This window comes from Amycolatopsis sp. NPDC004625, from assembly GCF_040609695.1.
Taxonomy (GTDB): domain Bacteria; phylum Actinomycetota; class Actinomycetes; order Mycobacteriales; family Pseudonocardiaceae; genus Amycolatopsis.
This window is the reverse complement of sequence record NZ_JBEXKX010000007.1, coordinates 244555-264170: the sequence shown is the minus strand read 5'-3', so window position 1 is coordinate 264170 and position 19616 is coordinate 244555. Positions and strand designations below refer to the sequence as shown.

At 70.0% G+C, this 19616-nt stretch carries 20 protein-coding genes; 14 read left to right on the top strand and 6 right to left on the bottom strand.

Translation table 11 applies throughout. From position 1 onward, the window contains the following. Position 1 precedes the first annotated feature (1 nt). Both ABZW17_RS11040 and ABZW17_RS11035 read left to right on the top strand, forming a co-directional pair. Positions 2 to 658 carry a DUF998 domain-containing protein gene (locus ABZW17_RS11040; protein WP_354812014.1) on the top strand — a complete coding sequence of 219 codons (657 nt, stop codon included), beginning with the start codon at positions 2 to 4 and terminating at the stop codon, positions 656 to 658. Positions 659 to 746: 88 nt separating this feature from the next. Continuing rightward, complete coding sequence (locus ABZW17_RS11035; protein ID WP_354812012.1) at positions 747 to 2717, top strand: glycosyltransferase; 1971 nt, start codon at positions 747 to 749, stop codon at positions 2715 to 2717. A 91-nt stretch (positions 2718 to 2808) separates the two neighbouring features. On the opposite strand, the gene ABZW17_RS11030 is transcribed toward ABZW17_RS11035, so the two are convergent. Both ABZW17_RS11030 and ABZW17_RS11025 read right to left on the bottom strand, forming a co-directional pair. Beyond that, complete coding sequence (locus ABZW17_RS11030; protein WP_354812010.1) at positions 2809 to 3306, bottom strand: N-acetyltransferase; 498 nt, start codon at positions 3304 to 3306, stop codon at positions 2809 to 2811. Positions 3307 to 3379: 73 nt separating this feature from the next. Then, positions 3380 to 4597 (bottom strand): MFS transporter, encoded by a 1218-nt coding sequence (locus tag ABZW17_RS11025; RefSeq protein ID WP_354812008.1) that lies wholly within the window; start codon positions 4595 to 4597, stop codon positions 3380 to 3382. Between the two features lie 79 nt (positions 4598 to 4676). Between ABZW17_RS11025 and ABZW17_RS11020 the strand changes: the two genes are divergently transcribed. Both ABZW17_RS11020 and ABZW17_RS11015 read left to right on the top strand, forming a co-directional pair. After that, the gene (locus ABZW17_RS11020) at positions 4677 to 5669 is read left to right on the top strand and encodes a DUF5937 family protein (protein ID WP_354812006.1); all 993 of its coding nucleotides are present in this window, start codon (positions 4677 to 4679) and stop codon (positions 5667 to 5669) included. Between the two features lie 101 nt (positions 5670 to 5770). Beyond that, on the top strand, positions 5771 to 5983 hold the full coding sequence (locus ABZW17_RS11015) for a hypothetical protein (RefSeq protein ID WP_354812004.1): 213 nt from the start codon (positions 5771 to 5773) through the stop codon (positions 5981 to 5983). A 136-nt stretch (positions 5984 to 6119) separates the two neighbouring features. Here the strand turns inward: ABZW17_RS11015 and ABZW17_RS11010 are convergent, their stop codons facing one another. Beyond that, entirely contained in the window at positions 6120 to 6836 is a 717-nt protein-coding gene (locus ABZW17_RS11010) for a hypothetical protein (RefSeq protein ID WP_354812002.1), read from the bottom strand. 123 nt (positions 6837 to 6959) lie between these two features. On the opposite strand from ABZW17_RS11010, the gene ABZW17_RS11005 reads away from it, so the two are divergent. The 5 genes from ABZW17_RS11005 to ABZW17_RS10985 all read left to right on the top strand — a co-directional run bounded on the left by ABZW17_RS11005 (position 6960) and on the right by ABZW17_RS10985 (position 12142). Next, a complete protein-coding gene (locus ABZW17_RS11005) occupies positions 6960 to 7679 on the top strand; it encodes a TetR/AcrR family transcriptional regulator (protein ID WP_354812000.1) in 720 nt (239 codons plus the stop codon). Between the two features lie 203 nt (positions 7680 to 7882). Continuing rightward, entirely contained in the window at positions 7883 to 8542 is a 660-nt protein-coding gene (locus ABZW17_RS11000; RefSeq protein WP_354811998.1) for a hypothetical protein, read from the top strand. 71 nt (positions 8543 to 8613) lie between these two features. Continuing rightward, positions 8614 to 9285, top strand: a complete 672-nt coding sequence (locus tag ABZW17_RS10995) for a response regulator transcription factor (protein ID WP_354811996.1) — start codon at positions 8614 to 8616, stop codon at positions 9283 to 9285. After that, a complete protein-coding gene (locus ABZW17_RS10990) occupies positions 9282 to 10625 on the top strand; it encodes a HAMP domain-containing sensor histidine kinase (RefSeq protein WP_354811994.1) in 1344 nt (447 codons plus the stop codon). The genes ABZW17_RS10995 and ABZW17_RS10990 overlap by 4 nt, the downstream gene beginning before the upstream one ends. Positions 10626 to 11362: 737 nt before the next feature. Continuing rightward, on the top strand, positions 11363 to 12142 hold the full coding sequence (locus ABZW17_RS10985; RefSeq protein ID WP_354811992.1) for a hypothetical protein: 780 nt from the start codon (positions 11363 to 11365) through the stop codon (positions 12140 to 12142). Positions 12143 to 12254: 112 nt separating this feature from the next. Here the strand turns inward: ABZW17_RS10985 and ABZW17_RS10980 are convergent, their stop codons facing one another. Then, on the bottom strand, positions 12255 to 12758 hold the full coding sequence (locus ABZW17_RS10980) for a DinB family protein (RefSeq protein WP_354811990.1): 504 nt from the start codon (positions 12756 to 12758) through the stop codon (positions 12255 to 12257). Positions 12759 to 13399: 641 nt separating this feature from the next. Next, entirely contained in the window at positions 13400 to 13993 is a 594-nt protein-coding gene (locus ABZW17_RS10975) for a TetR/AcrR family transcriptional regulator (protein WP_354811988.1), read from the bottom strand. Positions 13994 to 14099: 106 nt separating this feature from the next. Between ABZW17_RS10975 and ABZW17_RS10970 the strand changes: the two genes are divergently transcribed. From ABZW17_RS10970 to ABZW17_RS10960, 3 genes are all read left to right on the top strand, one after another. Continuing rightward, positions 14100 to 14477 carry a VOC family protein gene (locus tag ABZW17_RS10970; protein ID WP_354811986.1) on the top strand — a complete coding sequence of 126 codons (378 nt, stop codon included), beginning with the start codon at positions 14100 to 14102 and terminating at the stop codon, positions 14475 to 14477. A gap of 643 nt (positions 14478 to 15120) precedes the next feature. Further along, the gene (locus tag ABZW17_RS10965; RefSeq protein WP_354811984.1) at positions 15121 to 15963 is read left to right on the top strand and encodes a hypothetical protein; all 843 of its coding nucleotides are present in this window, start codon (positions 15121 to 15123) and stop codon (positions 15961 to 15963) included. A gap of 272 nt (positions 15964 to 16235) precedes the next feature. Then, entirely contained in the window at positions 16236 to 16727 is a 492-nt protein-coding gene (locus ABZW17_RS10960; RefSeq protein WP_354811982.1) for a DUF5662 family protein, read from the top strand. A 120-nt stretch (positions 16728 to 16847) separates the two neighbouring features. Here ABZW17_RS10960 and ABZW17_RS10955 read toward each other — a convergent pair whose 3' ends face one another. Beyond that, complete coding sequence (locus ABZW17_RS10955; protein WP_354811980.1) at positions 16848 to 17450, bottom strand: helix-turn-helix domain-containing protein; 603 nt, start codon at positions 17448 to 17450, stop codon at positions 16848 to 16850. Positions 17451 to 17549: 99 nt separating this feature from the next. Here ABZW17_RS10955 and ABZW17_RS10950 point away from each other — a divergent pair, with 99 nt between their 5' ends. Further along, a complete protein-coding gene (locus ABZW17_RS10950; RefSeq protein ID WP_354811978.1) occupies positions 17550 to 18485 on the top strand; it encodes an NADP-dependent oxidoreductase in 936 nt (311 codons plus the stop codon). Between the two features lie 136 nt (positions 18486 to 18621). Next, positions 18622 to 19566 carry a MerR family transcriptional regulator gene (locus tag ABZW17_RS10945; RefSeq protein ID WP_354811976.1) on the top strand — a complete coding sequence of 315 codons (945 nt, stop codon included), beginning with the start codon at positions 18622 to 18624 and terminating at the stop codon, positions 19564 to 19566. The last annotated feature ends 50 nt before the right edge of the window (positions 19567 to 19616 follow it).

Genomic DNA, 19616 nt, shown 5'->3' with positions numbered 1-19616 from the left:
GGTGACCCCACGGACCGCGCTGGCGCCGACCCTGACCCTGGTCACGGCGACGACCGCGCAGGCGATCATCACCGGGCTGACGTTCGGGCTGGCCGGCCACGTCGACCCCTGGCGAGACCCGGTCAGCGACTACGCCTGGCACCGCGGCGGCCGGCCGCTGTTCACCCTGGCGCTTCTGCTGCTGCTCGCCACCGCGGCGGCCCTGGCGATCGCCGCCCGGCTGGCCGCGCTGCCCCGCGGCCCGCTGGTGAGCACGTTCTTCCTGCTCTGGACGGCGGGAGTCGCGGTGGTGCTGGTGTTCCGGAGCAACGTCGACGCGGCGGCGCCGACGGTGTCGGGCGAGATCCACCGCGCGGGCGGAGCGGTGTTGTTCGCCAGCCTGCCGCTCGCGGCGTGGACGCTGAGCACCCGGTTGCGGGCCGAGCCGCGGTGGCTCGCGGTGGCGCCGGTCCTGCGGCGGGGCGCGATCGCCGGCGTGGTGACGGCGGGCGGGTTCGGCGCGGCCCAGGTGGTCAGCTGGCTGCCGGCCGGGTTGTTCGAGCGGGCCGCGCTGCTGGCGGAGTTCGCGATCGTCGCGACGATGGCGGTCGTGCTGCGGCGCGCGGCCCGGCCGCCTTCCGCGGTGGCGGCGATCGAAGCCGGGCAGGCCACCCGATGACCGGCCCGGCGATCGCCCGGCAGCGCGCGGCCCGTCCGGTGTGTCGGCGAAGTGACGCCCGGACCACCACCCCGCGGCAGGCCACCCGATGACCGTCCTCGCGATCGCCTGCGCCCTCCTCGCCGCCGTGTTGTTCGCCGTGGCCGCGACCCGCCAGCACGCCGAGGTCGCCGGTCTCGCCGTCGACGGCACACCCGGTCTGCGCACCCTCTCCCGGCTGCTGCGGTCTCCCGGCTGGTGGGCCGGTACCGGCCTGGCGACCGGCGGCAGCCTCCTGCACCTCGTCGCCCTCTCCCTGGCCCCGCTCCCGGTGGTCCAGCCGCTCGGGGTGTTCAGCCTCGTCCTGACCGTCCTCTTCGGACGGCGGGCCCGCAGCCGGCGGGTGGTGGCCGCGGTCGTGCTCGTCGTGGCGGGCGTCGCCGGGTTCGTGGCCCTCGCGGCTTCGACGTCCCACACCGGCGTGATCAGCGCGACGAGCGCCGAAGCCGTCGCCGTCGCCGGGTTCGCGCTGACGGCACTGGTGTGGTTCGCCCGGGCCGGCTGTGCCGCGCTGGCCGCCGCCGCGGCCGTCCTTTTCGGACTCGGGTCGTCGGTCGTGCACGCGGCCGCGTCGCAGCCGCCGCTCACCGCGGCGCTGCTGAGCGGCCAGGCCCTGCTGCTGCTCGGCGCCGGCGGCGTGCTCCTGCACCGCGCCTACGCCGCGGGTCCCACCGCCGTCGTCGTCGGCACGGCGACGGTGCTCGACCCGCTCACCGCGGTCGCCGTGGCCGCGCTGGCCTACGGCGAGGTCCCGCAGCCCGCGGCGGCGGTCGCCGCGGTCGTCGCGCTCGCCGGCGTGCGCGTGCTCGCCGGTGCCGTTCCCCAGGTTCCATCGACATCCGAGGAGAATCCCGTGCCCCCGACCGGCCTTCGCGTCCTGATCGGCGCCGACACGTTCCCGCCCGACATCAACGGCGCGGCGTTCTTCGCCGAGCGCCTGGCCCGCGGGCTCGCCGGCCGCGGCCACGACGTCCACGTCGCCTGCCCGTCCGACGACGGCCCGGCCCGCACCGAGCAGCGCGACGGCTACACGATCCACCGGATCCCCTCGCACGCCATCCCGTTCCACGGTGACTACCGGTTCTGCACCCCCGGCCGCGCCCGGGCGGCCGCCGGCGAAATCCTGGACCGGGTCCGCCCGGACGTCGTCCACGTCCAGGCCCACTTCGGCGTCGGCCGCGCCCTGCTCGAAACGGCCGCCGAGCGCGCTGTCCCGGGCATGGCCACGAACCACTTCATGCCGGACAACCTCCTCGGCTACACGCCGTTCCCCCGGCGGGTGAAGGAGGCGCTCGCCCGCTGGGCGTGGAAGGACCTCGTGCGCGTCTACCGCAACGCCCGCATCGTCACCACGCCGACCCCGCGAGCGGCGGAGGTCCTCGCCGGGATCGGCCTCGGCCGGCCGGCCGAGGTCGTGTCCTGCGGCATCGACCTCGCCCACTATGCGGCCCCGGCCCGGCCGCTCGACCGGCCGATGTCGGTCCTGTTCGTGGGCCGGCTCGACGCGGAGAAGAACGTCGGCCAGCTGCTGCGCGCGCTCGCCCCGCTGCCGCACGTCCACGCGGACCTCGTCGGCGACGGCACCCGCCGCCAGGAGCTCGAAGAACTCGCGGCCGAGCTGGGCGTACGGGCGACCTTCCACGGCTTCGTGTCCGACGCCGAACTCGTGCACCGCTACGCACAGGCCGACGTGTTCTGCATGCCGGGCACGGCCGAGCTGCAGAGCCTCGCCACGATGGAAGCGATGGCGGCGGGCCTCCCGATCATCGCGGCCGACGCACTGGCCCTCCCCCACCTGGTCCACCACACCGAAAACGGCTACCTGTTCGAACCGGGCGCGATCTCGACGATCTCCCGCTGGATAGCCGACCTGGCCGCGGATCCGGACCGGCGAGCCCGCATGGGCGAGGCATCCCGGGCCATCATCGGCCGGCACGACATCGGAGGTGTGCTGGCGGCATTCGAGACCCAGTACCGAATCCTGCTCGGCCTCCCGGCGGCCGTGGAGCAGGCGGCGTAGTCGATCCGCGGTAAGGCGCGAGCCGGCACGCTTCCGGGCCGGTCGGCTCGGCCGGGAGGTCACCGCCGGCCGGCCCGGCGCGAACCGCATGTCACGAGATCGGCGGCAACGCGAGCCAGTCCTGCCAGGTGATGTCGCGGCCCAGGAAGCGGGGCCGTTCGAAGGGCCAGTCCGCGGCGATCCACTGTGGCACCAGCGCATCGAGCGCGCGCTCCGCTTCGCTGCCGACGAGGTCGTCGACCACCCACCAGGACACCTCGCCGTCGGAACCGGTGCGCTCGGGCGGGTCGATGTACACGCAGCCGAGGATCGCGGTCTCCTCGTCATCCAGCAGCGCGTAGTTGAACGACTGGTGCGCGGCTATTTCCTTCTCGTGCCGCAGCAGGTCGAGGCGGTCCTCCTCGTAGGTCATCGTTTCCCTGGGCCAGGACCAGGCCGGCCCGAAGATCCCCCACAAGCGCTCCCGGGAGCCCATCACCGCGGGGTAGTCCAGAGCGGTGTCCGCCTCGCGGATCGGCCGCAGGTGAAGCCCGGTGCCGGGCACGGGCGTGTGGACGGGGTGGACGAAGTCGTCGGGCAGCCAGCTCACAGTTGCCGAGGCTACCCAATCGATCACCGTGGCTGCCGCGCGCTCGTCCCGGAACCCACACTCGTGCCGCTGCTCACCCGACCGGCCGCGACCGCGCCAGAAGAAGCAGGACCAGGAATGTCCCGGTGCCGGCGAGGACGAAGGTGGCGCGGGCACCGACCACGGCGACGAGGAAACTGCCCAGCACGGCGGCGAAAGCCGCGCCCAGCTGGGCGGCGGTGCCGATGGTGCCGAACACCCGGCCGAGGAACGGGCGGGGCACGAGGTCCTGCACGACGGTGTCGTACGCGATGTTCTCCACGGCGTTGCCGGCCCCAGCCACCAGCTGCGCCGCGACGACCACCGCGAGAAGCGGAGCCAGTCCGGTGACGACCGTGCCGGCGCCGGTGGCCACGACCGCGAGGACGAGCAGGACGAGCGGCCTGCGCCCGCGAGCCAGCCGGGAACAGGCCAGCGAGGCCAGGACCATTCCGGCGCCGAACGCACCGGCTGTGACGCCGTACCCGGCCGGGCCGGCGTGGATCACGTCGCCGGTGAGGAAGACCAGCGCGACGTTGTCCACCGCGGCGAAGGCGACGAGCGGGAAGAGACCGAGGACCAGCGTCAGGATCTGCCGATCCGCCACGACGTACCGCACTCCTTCGCCCGCTTCGGCCCACACTCCCGTGGCCGCACCAGGGTCGCGGGTCTGCGCGATGGCCGGCAGTCCGCGCAGCAGCAGGGCCGACGCGAGAAAGGTGGCCGCGTCGACGGCCAGCGCGGTGTGGGCGCCCCCGGGAGCTGCTCCCAGCACACCTCCCAAGCCCGGACCGACGGTGAGCGTCAGGGTTCGGCCCAGGCCGAAGAGGGCATTGGCCGGCGCGCGGTCGGCCGCGTCGACCAGGACGGGGACCAGGCTGCGACCGGCCGGGTTCCGGATGGTCGCCAGGATCCCGGCGGCCGCCACGAGCGCGGCCAGCACCGGCAGGGGCGGCAGCGTGCTCGCGGTCAACCCGATCACCAGCGCCGAGGCCAGTTCGCACCGCACCATCAACCGGCGTGCCGGGACCCGGTCGGCGAGGACGCCGGCCAGCGGCCCGCCGAGCCGGGGCAAAGCGTTCGCCACCAGCAGCAGTCCCACGCCAGTGGGGCCGTCTCGTGGGGCGACTAGCAGGACGAGAGCGGTCGTGGTGATCCCGTCACCGACGAACGACACCGCTCGTGACGCGCACAACGACCGGAACGCGGGGTTGCCGGCAAGGAGGCGAGTCCCGGGCACCGGGGTCGCGGGCGTCGGCGATGGTTCGGCCACGACCGTGAGGGTGCGGCAACCGGGCCGGCGGTCGCCGGGATTCGGTGGGGGCCGAATCCTCGGGTAGCGTTTTCGCGAAATGACGCTCGTGCTGAAGTTCGGACGCGGGGACGCGGCCCGGTGCCGGTTCGCGATCTCCCCGCTGCAGGAAACGATGTCGGCCCTCCTGGTGCTCAAGGCGCCGGGCCGCCACGGCTGGTACCTGCCGTGGCTGCGCGATGTCCAGCCCGACCTCGCCCGGCTCGATCTGGGACTGCTGCACGCGGCCTCCCCGAGCAACGGGTACGGACCGGATTTCCTCTGGCCGAGCCCGACCAGCCCGCTCACCACCATCGACGACGACCTCGCGCAGGTCCGGGCTGCCGATCCCGCCACCGTCGCCGCCGAACTCGCCGAACACGTTCGCCGCCTCGACAGCCACGCCCTGCGCGACGATCTCCACCGAATCCTCGTCGGCGACCCCGTAATCGCCAGGGACACGTTGGCCACCCAGCAGCACCTGGCCTGGCAGGCGCTGGTCGAGCCGCTGTGGGACCGGATCCGGGGCCTGCTCGACGCCGACATCGCAACCCGGGCTCGCCAGCTGGCCGACGGCGGCCTGGAGAGACTGTTCGCCGACCTGCACCGGCGAGCGATCTGGAAGGACGACGAGCTGCATCTCACGGGCTTCCGTGCCGGCACGGTGGATCTGCGCGGCCGCGGCCTCGTTCTCGTGCCCACGGCCTTCGGGTGGCCGAACCTGGGAATCGGCCCCACCGACGACACCTCCGTCCCCCCTCCCGCGCTGGTCTACCCGATGCTCGGCACGGCACAACTGTGGGAACCGGCCACCCGATCACCCGCTGTCGGGCGCCTCCTCGGCTCCGGACGCGCGTCGGTGCTGGCCGAGACCGCCGTCCCGAGCACCACCGGCAGCGTGGCCCACCGCCTCGGCCTCGCTCCGGCAACGGTCTCCGAGCACCTCACGGTCCTTCGCCAGGCCGGACTGGTCACCGCCACCCGGCGCGGCCGCGAAGTGCTCTACCGCCAGACACCGCTGGCCACGGCACTCCTCCGCTCCGAACCGTGGTGACTGCCCCGACACCGCCCACTGGCCGCGAGCCGGTCGAGGTGACACGCGCTCCGGCCGAATCGAGGACTTCGCAGCCAACGGCGTCGGGTACGTTCCCGTGCGTGTCCACACATCTCAGCCCCGGCGCATCAGGGGCGATCCGTCGGTTTGCCGGATGGGTCGCCCGGGGCTCTGTCGGCCATCCGATGCTGGACGGGATCGACTACTGGGACGAGCTCAAGGACTCGCCGTCCCAGATGGAGATCTGTTTCGCCGTCTTTGCCAACGTTCTTGAGCTTGACGATCAGGGCCGGCCCGTCAACGAAAAGCACTGAGCGAAGCTGCCTCGCGCGGCCAGCAACGATGCGGCGCCTGCCCTTCAACGCCACTCATGACGACGAGCGTGAGTCATCGGGACCGGGATACTGCCTCATCCCCGCCGCACCGCGCGGGTGGCGCCGGCGTCGATGATCACCGCGCGGCGGCGTGTTCCACAGCGGGAAGCGCCGAGTTGTCGCCGGCCGGTCGGGCCCGCCACAGCGAGATGCCCAAACCGATCAACGCCACTCCCGTCGGAACGGCCAACGGCCGGTTGAACGACTCCGGGAGCACCGCGAGCGCGACCGTGGCGACGGTGCCCGCGGCCAGCAGCGCCGACGCCCACCGGGCGAGGACGCGCGCCCGGAACAACGCGATGCCGAACAGGCACCCGCCCACCAGGTAACCGACGGAGCCGGCCGCGATGACGGTCTGCATGGCGCCGATTCCTTGTTTTGCGGTGCCACCGAAGGCGACAGCGAGGACATCGGCGACGTAGCCGGGCATCGTGGGGGCCAGCGCGGGCAGAACGGCGGCGGCGACGACCTCGATGCTGAACATGAGCAGGTAGCCGGCGGCGAACAACACGTAACCGAGGAACCCGAGGATTCCCGTCTGCCGCACCTGACGCAGGTACATGCCGGTGATGCCGACGAGCGCCAGCGCGGCCATAACCGCCTTCGCGGTGCTGCGCACGGCCCAGTCGGTGGTGGTGACCGCCGGGACGTCCATGGCCGGATGACCGATCTGGACCGCGATGAACAGCGCCCCCGCGATCGCGGCAGCGATTCCGGCGGCCCGCGAAAGGCCCCGTTCGCCGGGCGCTGTGGGGAACTGCTTCGTCTTGCCGGGTCTTGGCGTGGCGCTCATGCCTTGCTCCTCCGAGAGGGATGCGACCGAGGTGTACAACGTACACCTCTTCCGCGCCCAAGCTAGGCGTACGATGTACACCTGTCAAGACCGGGGCAGCCGGTCAGGAGGTGGAGGACGCCGATGCAGGACACCGCCGCGGCCGGCGGCCGGGAACGGCTCAACCGCGCCAAAGTGCTGCGCGCCGCCGTCGAACTGGCGGACGGGGGCGGCTTCGAGGCCCTGACGATGCGCAGGCTGGCCGACCGGCTCGGCGTCGTGCCGATGGCGCTCTACAAGCACGTGGCGGACAAGCGCGAGCTCCTCGACGGCATGGTCGACCTGGTCTTCGCCGAGGTCGAGGTCCCCGCCGACGTCGACTGGCGCACCGCCATGCACCACCGCGCCACGTCGATGCGGCAGGCTTTGCTCCGGCACCCGTGGGCGGTCGGCCGGATGGAGACGGGTACTCCGGGACCGGCGAACCTGCACCACCACAACGCCGTGATGCGCTGTCTCCGCCGTGACGCGCGCTTTCCCTTCCGCATGGCCGTGCACGCGTACAACCTGATGGACGCCTACGTCTACGGGTTCGCCCTCCAGGAGAAAACCCTCGCCGGCGACATCCCGGCGGAAGCCGCGCGGCGGCAGAAAGCCGTCGTGGACCGGCAGCCGTCGGGCCTCGAGGACTACCCCTACCTCGCCGAGGTGGTCACCGAACTGCCGAAGACGGGATTCACCTTCGCCGACGAGTTCGAGTTCGGGCTCGACCTCATCCTCGACGGCCTCAGCCGGATGCCCCAGCAACCCTCCGGCACAACGGGCAGCGGATCGAACTCACCGCTACGACCGTCAGCCCGGTAGCGCCGAATCCCGAATGTCTTGTCGGGGCGACACCCTGACCACATCGACCCCACGCAACGTCCGCAAAGCTCGTGGCGGCCGGAAACCTGCGACGACGTCCTTAGGTGATTCCAAAGTCGGGTGAAAGTCTCGCTGAAGTGCGGTTGGTGTGGTGGGGGCGGCACCGGATGGGCCGGTGCCGTGCATCGAGCGAGGACACACACATGGGGATTCGGACCAGACTCGTCGCCGCGGCCATCGTGGCCGGCCTGACGGCCGTGACCGGCGCGGCCGCCGCGTCGGCAGCGGCTCCGGCGGCTCCGTCGTCGTCGGCACAGCCCGACGGCAAGAAGGACAACGGCAAGCAGGACGGTGGGAAGAAGGACGAAGGCAGGAAGAACGACGAGCAGCTCGCCAAGGTCGCCGCGAGCTTGCACGTGACGGTCAAGCGGCTGACCACCGCCTTGGACAACCTGAAACGCGCTGTGGTCAACGGAACCGACCAGGCCACGGCCATCGCCGCGTTCGCCAAGGAACTGGGGATCACGGTTGCCCGTGCGGAAAAGGTGCTGCAGGCACTGTCCGGGGAACCCGGCCCCGGCAAACCCGTTCCCGGCAAGGAGGCGGGCGTTCCGGCCGAGGTGGTCAAGCTGCTGGCCGCCGAGCTGAAGATCGGCGAGGACCGGGCCCGGCAGGTGTTCAAGGACCTCGACAAGGTCGGCGGCAAGGGCGACGACGTCATGAAGGATCCGGTGTTCATCGCCATCGCCAAGGGCCTGGGGACCACCCCGCAGCGGCTGCTGGACGGGCTGCGCAAGGTGAAGGAGGAGTTCGCCGAGCAGCAGGGCGACAAGCCCAAGGGCGGGGCGCCGAGCGGGAAGTGATCCTCTCCGCCGGGGTGTCCGGGCCGGCCGACGGCCGGTCCGGACACCGTGGGGTGCTCCATACTGGGCGCGTGCGCGTACTGGTAGTCGATGACGACGAGGCCGTCCGCCGCTCGCTGGAGCATGCGCTGCGCCGGGACGGCTATCAGGTGTCCCTCGCGGCCGACGGCGTGCAGGCGCTGGACGAGCTCGGCCGGTCGCGACCCGAGGTGATCGTGCTGGACGTGCTGGTTCCCGAACCGAACGGCCTGGAGATCTGCCGACGGCTGCGCCGCCGTGGTGACCAGACGCCGATTCTCATGCTCACCGCGCGCGACCTGGTCGAGGACCGGGTCGCCGGGCTGGACGCGGGCGCCGACGACTACCTGGTCAAGCCGTTCGCGCTGGACGAGCTGCGGGCGCGGCTGCGAGCTCTGCTGCGGCGCAGCGGCGCGGTCCAGGAGGTGCTGCGGTTCGCCGGCATCGAGATGGACACCACCACCTGCCGGGTGCAGCGCAACGGGCGGGCGATCGAGCTGACCCGCACCGAGTACTCGCTGCTGGAGTTGTTCCTGCGCAACCCCCAGCGCGTGCTGAGCCGCGAGCTGATCTTCGAATCGGTGTGGGGCTATGACTTCGGGCCCGCATCTAACCAGTTGTGGGTCTACATCTCCTACCTGCGCGGGAAACTGGAATCCACCGGTGAGCCCCGGCTGATCCAGACCGTGCGCGGCCTGGGATACGTGCTGCGGGAAGAACCATGACCTTGCGCGCCAGGGTTGGCCTCGCGGGTGGAGTTGTCGTGCTGCTGGCGCTGGCCGTGGCGTCGTTGGTGGTCTACCCGGCCGTGCGGTCGATCATGGGTCACCAGGTCGACGCGTCGCTGAAGCAGGGCATCGGCGAGGGTGATTCCCTCGCCCGCCAGCTCAAGCAGAAGGTCGCCGAGTCCGGCGACAAGATCCCCATCGACGAGCCGGTCGAACTGGGCAGCATGCTGGTCCAGTTCGTCGGCGGGCCGGTGTATCCCGGCTCGAACCGGGCCTTCGTCGAGATCACCCCACGGGACGCGGACGTCGCCAACGGCACGCAGCCCGCGTACTTCCAGGACACGACCTACAACGGCGTCGCGTACCGGCTCCTCACCTCCGGGATGGGCAAGCCGCCGGGTGGACTGATGCGGGTCGCCCAGCGGCAGGACGACCAGGCCGCCATCCTGGCCTCGCTGGCGGCGTTGCTGGTCGCGCTGACCCTCGGGGGCGGTCTGGTGGCCGCGGTGACCGCGCGGCTGGCGGCGCGCCGGGTGCTGCGGCCGGTCCAGCAGCTCACCCGGACCGTCGAGCACATCACCGCGACCCACGACCTGACCGCGCCCGTCGACCACCTGACCGGACGTGACGAGATCGGCCACCTCGGTCAGGCTTTCGCCGCCATGACATCTGCTTTGGACGCGTCCATGCGGGCACAGCGGCACCTGGTCGCCGACGCCTCACACGAGCTGCGCACCCCGTTGACCAGCCTCACCACCAACCTCGAACTGCTCGCCGACGGCGACGGCCTGCGCGCGCCCGAGGCCCCCGCGCTCGTGCAGGACGCGATCGGCCAGGCACGGGAACTGCGGTCGCTGATCAACAACCTGGTCGACCTCGCCCGTTACGGCAAAAACACCGCCCACACCGAGGACACCCGGCTCGACCTGGTGGCGAAGACCGTGATCGCCAAGGCCGCCACGCGAACCGCAGCCCCTCGGTTCACGTCCACCCTGACCCCGTGCCTCGTGCACGTCGACCCGGACGCGATCGAACGGGCCATCGGCAATCTCGTGGACAACGCGGTGAAGTGGAGCCCACCCGACGGCGAAATCACGATCACCGTGGCCGATGGCGAGTTCTCGGTCACCGACGAAGGCCCCGGTATCCCCGCAGCCGACCTGCCGTTCGTGTTCGACCGGTTCTACCGCTCCACCCAGGCCCGGTCGATGCCCGGTTCCGGGCTGGGCCTGGCGATCGTGCGCCAGGTGGTGGAGACCCACGGCGGGCAGGTCGCCGCCGAACCGCTGGAGCATGGCCTGCGCATGCGGTTCCGGCTGCCGGTCGTGCCCGACTGAGCGGATCAGAGCGGGGACGCGCCGAGCTCGGCGCCAGTGATGGGCCACGGGCGGCAATCAGTAGCCGGGCAGCCGATTTCACGGACTGACCGTCTCCAGCGCTCGCTCATGCCGATGGGCGCGCGAGCTGAGGGACAGAACTTCGCTGCAGCAACAACAGCTCGACCACAGGCTCGGCGTCGCGCCAAGTGGCCTTGGTACCTTGCGTTACAAGGTCGGCGCCGTGGGCAGCATTCCGGACTGACGGGACAGCCGTGATAGTCGGGTGGCGTGGCGGTTCACCGCAACCAGACGTCGCCATTGCCGGACGTCACACGATCTTTGCAAGCTCCAAAGAAACGAACCCAACGTCGAGGCATAGAGCCGAACGGGCCCCATGAGGCAACCACGGGGTCCTACCCCAAGGGGTAACCTCGGGTTTCGGTCGGCGAAGAGCTGAGCCGGCGAATCCGCGCGGCTCCGCGCCAGGTGTAGCGCCGCGGCGACCGCACTGCACTCCGTCCAGTCATAAGCCTCCAGGCGCCAGCCCATGATCTTTGACGGCATCCAGGAGCAATTCCATTACCCACCCGCCGCCACTTGTGACCTTGCGGTAACAGAGAGTAGATCCAATCCGACTCTTCGGTAGAGCTGACTTTGAGCACGAAGGAGCCTCTGAGACAAGATCATGCAGAAGAGTGGCCGACGCGCCGATAATGCACGTCGCGCTTCCCTGAACACCCGGGAGGAGTGAAATTATGATCAATGAAAAAGGGCTCTACTTGTCGGCAATGGATGACCGGTCTTCAGTCGACCGCGGCAGCACCGCGCCCGACGCTGACAGACTTGGCCTGTTGGCGCTGTTGAACGGAGCCGTGGGCGGCGCCATCCTTCTTGCTGTCGTTTTCTGGGTGGTTGTCGTGTTGCTACCCGAAGGCAAACCCGCGTCTGTTTCCATCGGCGTATGGGTTATCTTGGCAGCCTTGGCAGTTCTGTCCCTGACAGGATTCGTATTAGTGAGACTGTCAAGAAGACACCCGGAGCGCGAAAGCATCGCCCTTCCGGGTGCAATGTCTCTTTTCGGCTTCTGCCTTCTACTTGGTTTTCTCATCGGCGGAACTAATACGGGGCTTGTCGTCATCGATCCGATCACGAAGTTCGCAATCGTGGTCGGCGGGACGGCTCTGGCCTCATTCGTGTTCGGCCTCTTGCTTTTCGATACAATCCGAGCTGCCGCCTCGGTTCCTATCGTAGTCCTGTTTATTTGCACCGCCACATTTCCTGCCCCTCTTCCAGAGTTGGCCGCGATCCGCCCTACGCTGATCACTTGGATGGGCGTCATCCTAGGAGCCGCCGCGCTCACTGAGGGCGCCAATCAGATTGCGGGAACAATCCGATCAACTCGCGTCGCGCAAGCAGTGGTCGAGAAAGCGGGCGAGAACAGTCTCGCAAGCGACCAGGACCTTCCTTCCGTCGTCAGGCAAGGATTTCGCACCGAGCCGGGCGACCTTCGAGGCAACAGAGAGGAACTGCGGTAAACGCAAACATTCACGCTTCTGCCACTGACCCCGCACGACTCGACGCACCCTGATGTCGATGATCGTGCGATCATTCGCGGCTGGCTACATACCCGGTCGAGCTCGTTCGCAGTCAGCTCGTCCACGACACGGCGCATCGCGGCCATGCGGGTGAGCCGTGGCACGAGCACTTCGTCGAGTGTCGGGGTGGCTTCGCGGATGAGGCCGAGCTTCGTCGATTCGTCCGGTGGCCTTCGCCGGCGGGAAGGCCCAACGAGTGGAAGGGCGCTTCCTCCTCGACCACGGCGTTGCCGAGCCAGGCATCGCAGGCGAACAGCAGATGCCGTTGTGTCTCCACAAACGACCATTCGCCGTCGACCTGCTCGTGCAGCTTGGCCGAGGGCAGCAGCCTCGCCCGCTCAATCGTCGCGCTCCACAAGTTCTCGATGGCGTCCCGAGCGGCCCGGTAGTCCTCGGGAGAAGCCGCGTCTCGCGCGAGCGCCCGCGCGGGCTGCCGGCGGTCGAGTTCGGCCTCGACGTAAGCAGTTACATCGACGTCGTTGACGACGAGGCGCTCGAAGTAGCCACCGAGGTAGACGTCCCTGCCATAGCAGTCGACGATCTTCAGGCCGTTCACCTCGCAATCGCGGATCTCGAGGTCAGCGAGGTTGCACAGGTGGATACGGGCACCGCGGAATTGGTCGCTTTGAGCGTATTCGGAGACCAGCGAAGTAGCCTCACTCACTCATCACGCCCCGGGCCACGTTCGGCAGTGGCCTGGAGCGAGCCCGCGACTGATGGTGAAGTACAGCGTCGAGGTCGTGGCCAGGGTGGCGTCATAAGGCAATGGCGCTTGCACCCGCAAACCAGCCCGGCTTCATACGCCCGACGCCCGCAGACGCCGTCATCGTGAGCGAGCAAGCCTCGTACAGATGACGGAAGTATCCCCTGGTTGAGTTCCACCGCGCGGTGAGAACCGACCGGCCCGCATCGGCAACGACGTTTCCTTCGTCAGCGGGAACGCACTCTACTGCCGCTGGTCGAGCGCTGCAACGTCCTCACATGCTGCCGGGCGTTCAACGGCACACGGCCGGACGCACGCACATGCCGATGAGCGCGCAGATTGACAGCCAAGAAGCACGACCTCATCCGCGCGCCGTCGTCCTCCACACGGGCGTCCTCCGGAAGGGATCAGCGATCTGCGATCTGCGAGGTGATCGGCACGCGCGGACCGTGCCATACAGACGTCGGCCGGCTGGTGGCATCGGCGCCCGCCCGTCAGGTCGAACGAACCTGGACGCCGAGATAGCCCAGCGCGTCCTCGACCACGCGCGCGACGAACGTGGCGTCAAGGGGCTCGCGGGAGAACCAGCGACGGTAGAACAGCGGGCCGGCCACGGCGGCGGTGACGTCGGCCGGCCCGCGATCCGCGGCGAGTTCACCGCGAGTTCGCGCGCGTTCGGTCACCACACCGAAGGGAGCCATCAAGCGGGCGTGCAGATCCGCATGAAGCCCGGCCAGCTCGGGCTCGCGCTCGGCGGCGTCCACGATGGAGGGCAGGACCGCCGCCCAGCGGGCGCTCCGCAGCTGCTCGGCCAACGCCTCGGTCAAGGCGACGAGATCCCCGCCGAAGCTGCCCGTGTCGGGAACCGGGGGCGCCGACCCGATCGTCGAGCACGCCTCGATCAGCAGCGCAGCCCGTGACGGCCAGTGCCGGTAGATCGTGGTCTTGGACACGCCCGAGCGCCGCGACACCTCGTCGATGCTGACACCGCCGATGCCGCCCGCCGACAGCAACTCGTACGTCTGGGCGAGCACCGCCGCCTTGGACCGCTGAACTCGAACGTCGACAACGTCCCCGGATCGGGCCACCTTGCGATCTCCCCTTCTTTTTCCCCCTAGAAACAGTACGCTACTGTACCGTACTGTTTCTAGGGAGCGGACGGTCCACACCCACGGAAGCAGCCAGGAGAACGCCATGAAGCTCGCCTCGATACGCCTCATCACCGACGACCTGCCCACCCTGACCGCCTTCTACTCCACGCTCACCAACACCGAGCCGGTGACCCCCTTCGGGCCCGGCGACTACGCCGAACTACATACCGAGGGCAGCATCATCGCGCTGGCCGACAGCGCGGCCGTCACGCGCTTCAACAACAACGCCGCCGTGGCCGCCGCGAACCGATCCGCCATCATCGAATTCGAGGTCGACGACGTCGACGCCGAACGCGCCCGCCTGGACGACCAGGTCACCGCCTGGGTCCAGGAACCCACCAACCAGCCATGGGGAAACCGGTCGATGCTCTTCCGCGACCCCGACGGCAACCTCATCAACCTCTACTCCACCGGACACTGAACGGCACCGACAGATGAAGACGACGGCAACACCGTCTTCATCGCCGGCGCCACCTCTGGTCGCGGTTCGGTTCCCGTGCTGCTGACGACGGGCACCGCGTGCCTCCAGCAAGCTGGGGCATACGTGCCCGGCCAGCCAAAGGCACCGACGGTGACGGTGGCGCGTCAGGTGCTACGGCGCCCGACCGTGAGTGCTCGTGCGCGCTCTCCGGTGCTTCCCGGGTCGATGCGGTCCGCAAGGCACGGCCGGCCGAACGACAGAGATGGATTTGATCTTCTCGGGCCAGAGGTGGGTCTCACCCATGCCATCCTTTGCGGCAGGGCGTCGACATGCGCGCTCGTAGTCTCGGCCCGGTGATCGTGCCGTCGGCTCGCGCACCCCAGAGCGTGGATCGCGGGCGAGCGAAGCCGCCTTCGTGGCGCTGCGGACCGCCGCCGCGCATCGACGGCGGCACCGACCCGATCGGCTGAGCTTCCGAGCCGGTACGCGCGTCCGCCGGCTACGGCCGAACCGGCGATCCGGATGCCTCGAAATGATAACGAAGCAATTTCTGTTGTCAGGTTTACAATCCGCGACGGGATTTCTAGGATTCCGCACCACGAGCAGGACTGCTCGAGGGTACAGGGATTCGGGAGGTTCCGGGATGGCGCGTGCCGGCCGGCGAAGAGCGCAGCGGCTGACGGTCGAGGAACTGCTGCGCAGGACGCGGATGCACGACCATCGGAGCAGGACAGCCGAGCAACCGGTGGCACGTGCGGAGCCCGCGGAGGCGAACACCGACGAGCACCGAGCGCGCCTCGAACACCGGGCCGAGGAAGCCGCCCGCGCCCAGCTACGCGCGGGCGCGCGCATCCGCTGGGCCGCGGTCGCGATCGCGGGACTCGTGGTGGCGGCCGGAATCGCGTCGCTCGCGACGATGACCCGCCCGGCTCCGCGCAACGCGGCGGTGTCGTCGGTGCCGCTCCCGCCCGCGGCGCCACCGACTTCGCGCACCGTTCCGCCCCCGACCACCACCGCACCCTCGACGGCGACATCGGCCACGCCGACGCCGTCGACGACCCGGCCGAGCGTCGCGCCACCACCGGTCGTCACCGCCGCCCGGCGCTGCCCCAACTCGGAAACGGTGTCGCTCAACGACGACGCGGACGGCATCGCCTACCGCGGCTCGTGGAACGTGAGCGGCGACCGCGAATTCGGCGACTTCCACTCCGACGTGCATTTCACGAAGTCGGACGGCAGCTGGGTCGGCTACTCCTTCACCGGAACCGGCATCGCCCTCTTCAGCGAGACTTTCTCCGACGAAGGCCGCATGGACGTCTACCTGGACGAGGTCCTCCAGCGCACCGTCGACACCACGAGCGACGTCCGCCACGCCCAGCAAGCGGTGTTCAGCGCGTGCGCCCTGCCACCAGGCCCCCACACGATCCGCGCGGTCAAACGCAGCGGCACGTTCATGCTGGTCGACCGCTTCGACGTCACCCCCTGAGCCGGGCGGGCACTGGTTCACCGTCGCCGGGGTGCTGCGCCCGTTCGAGCTCGCCCCGGAGATCCGATCGAGCCGAACACGGTTGAGGTCAGCGGATCGAGGCCCTTACCGACGAGCCGGCCGTCGACGACTGAGCAGGCCCGGCAGGTGCCGGCCACGGTCAGCTCGGCCACCGAGGTGAGCAGGGCGGTGGCGCGGTCCCGCTGGGCGTCGCGGAGACGCGCTGGGCCGTGGTGGAATTGCCGGCACGGGCGTTGCGGATCAGGGGGTCCATGACCATGTCGTACGACTCCACGCCAGACACTCTTCGGCACAGCCTGCGAGTCGCCGAGCTGATGGGTGAGCCGATCAAGGAGCTGCTCGACCGGTCGGTCCGGCACGACCTGAGCAAGACCCGCGAGCCGGAGCGGGCCGTCTACGACGAGGTCGTGCCACAGCTGCGCGCCACGACCTACGGCAGCGTGGAGCACCGGACCCTGGTCGACGCGATGGGCGAGGGGTTGCGACACCATTACGCCCACAACCGTCATCACCCAGAGCACTTTGCCGACGGGATCAACGGCATGACCCTGGTCGACCTGCTGGAGATGCTGGCGGACTGGAAGGCGGCCACCGAACGCACCTCGCACGGTGACCTCGCGGACAGCCTGACGATCAACCGCGAACGGTTCGGTATCACACCACAGCTGATGGACATCCTCGCGAACACCGCTCGCCACTTCGGATGGCTGACCGCGGAGCCGGACCGGAACGCAACGCCATGACACGAAGGGGCCGCCGAGCCCGACAGCAGCCCAATCATCGACGCGGCGTCCGAACGTCCGCTCATGCCGATGAGCGGACATCGGCGAGCTCGTCCGGACTGACGTGCTCCTGGCTTCCCGTTACTTCCCCGTGCGCGGCGCGTGGCCGGTCGCAGGATTGGCGAGGGGCAGGTCGGCGGCAACGGTAAGGAGGTCGGCGGCGCTGTCGGCCAGCAGAGTGGCGAAGCCGGCCTCGTCGCCCGACACCCAGCGCCTGGTGGCCGCCCCCAGGATCGCCATCCCGAGGGCCGTGGCCAGGCGCGCGGTCTGCTCGTCGTGGCCCCTGCGGCGCAGGGCCGCCGCGGTCACTTCCGCAAGCATCGCTTCCTTGATCAGACTGCGTTCCCGCAGGGGCGGGTTGGCCACGATGACGGCACGCAGCTCGATCAGCAGTTCGCGCGGCCGCAGCACCTCCGGTACCGCGGCAAACGCCGCCATCAGCGTCGCGAGCGCGCCGGTTCCCGCGGGCACCTCGGCGATGCCCGCCTCCAAACAGGCCTGCAGCTCGTCGCCGGCGAAGAGCACCTCCCGCTTGTCGGTGAACCAGCGGTAGAACGAGCGCTCGGTCAAGCCGGCGTGCTTGGCGATCTGCGCCACCGTCGTGCGGTCGTAGCCCTGATCACGGAACAACTCCAACGCAGCGCGCTCGAGCCGCTCACGCGTGTTGCCCTCCCAACGAGCCATGGGCCCGAGCATAGCGACAGCAGATGCTGTCGTCACCGTGCTACCTTCGTAGTGACGACAGCATCTGCTGTCATCGTTGGCCGAGCCCGGGAGATCACCATGCGTACCCTGCGTTTCCACCACACCGGTGAACCCCTCGACGTCCTGCGGCTCGAGGAAGCCGAGCAGCCCCGGCCGGCTGCCGGGCAGATCCGGGTCACCGTGGAGGTCTGCACCATCAATCCCGCCGACCTGGCCCTGTGCCGGGGCCTCTACCCCGGCGACCTGCCCCGCGGAGTGGGACTCGAAGCCGCCGGAACCGTCGACGCCCTCGGCGACGACGTGACAGGCGTCCAGCCCGGGGACGCGGTGTTCGGCCCCGTCCCGTTCACCGGACCCACCGCGGGGGCCTCCGGCCAGGCGCTGCTCGACGTCTGGTTCCCGCGGCCACCCGCCCTCGCACCGGCGGCCGCCGCCGCACTGCCCATGGCCGTGGACACCGCGCAACTCGGCCTGGACCTGCTCGGCATCACCCCCGGCACGACCCTGCTCGTCAGCGGCGGCGGCACCACCACCGGCTTCGCCGCCGTGCAACTCGCCCGCCGGATCGGGGCCCGGGTGCTCACCACCGCCGGCCCCACCCACACGAAAGCCCTGCGCGCCACCGGAGCCGAGGTCACCCCCTACGGCGTCGGCATGGCCGAGCGGATCCGCGACCTGGCGGGCGGGCCCGTCGACGTCGTCCTCGACGTCTCACCGCCCGACGACGCCACCATCCCGCACCTCCTCCGCACGGTCACCGACCCCCAGCACGTCCTGACCATCAGCAACCTCGCCCAGGCACGCGCGTCCGGCGCCCGCGACGCGTTCACCCAAGGACCGCTCGGCCACCGCTACGACATCGTCGGAATGTGCGCCCAGCTCGCCGCCCAGGGCCGTTTCGGCATCCCCCTCGCCCGCACCATCCCCCTCGCCGACTGGCGCGAAGCCATCGAACTGAGCCAGTCAGGACACCCCGGCGGCAAGATCGTCCTTCAGATCGCCGAGGCCCGGTGAAGCGAGATGCCTTCGTGATCCACGCGCTCGAAGTTCCCCGGAACACTGCCTGGACCTCCGAAAGCCTCGCTCGGCACGGTTCCCGGTAATGGATTCGAGTTGAGTCTCCGCCAAGGGGAGACTCCACGCTGTGGTCATGGACGACGAGAACCTCCTCACGATCGGGGCCCTGGCCGCCCGGACCGGGCTGTCCGTCAAGGCGATCCGGTTCTACGCCGACAAAGGGATCGTTCCCGCGACCTGCCACAGCCCGGCCGGGTACCGCCTCTACGACGTGACCGCCCTGGCCCGGCTGGAACTGGTCCGCACGCTCCGCGCGCTGGACATCGACCTGGCCACCGTCCGGCGCGTGCTGGCCGAGGAGACTTCACTGGCCGAGGTCGCGGCCGCGCACGCGGCGGCCCTCGACACGCACATCCGGGTCCTGCGGCTGCGGCGTGCCGTGCTGACCGCGGTCGCGAACCGGCGATCGACCCCTCGGGAGTTGGACCTGATGCACAAACTGGTGAACCTGTCCGACGCCGAACGGCGCCGCGTCGTCCACGAATTCGTCGACGACACCTTCGGCGGTGTCGATGCCAACCCGGCCATGGTGGAGCTGCTGCGTTCCAGCATGCCCGAGCTCCCCGACGACGCCACACCCGGACAGGTCGAAGCCTGGCTGGAGCTCGTGGAACTGACCCAGGACAACGACTTCCGCACGTCCGTGCGGCGGATGGCCGAGTACCAGGCCGCCCAGCGCGCCGGCGGTGACACCACCGGCTTGCACCACGACCTCACCGAAACCGTGCGCGAGGAGGTCGGCCGGGCCCTGACCGAACGGATCGCACCGGATTCGCCGCAGGCCGGCGACATCGTCGCCGCCCTCACCGCGTCCTACGCCGGAACGTTCAGCAAGGCCGACGACGACCAGCTCAAGCACTGGATCCTCGAACGGCTCGAGATCGCCGGCGATCCCCGCGTCACGCGGTACTGGCAGCTGGTGGCCACCATCAACGGCTGGCCGCCGCTTCCGGACCTGGAACCGGTGTTCACCTGGTTCGGCCGGGCCCTGCGCACCCACCTCGACCGCCACCACTGAACCCCGCGCCAACGTGCCGACGAGCGGAGCGGCTCTCGCGCCGGCGCGGC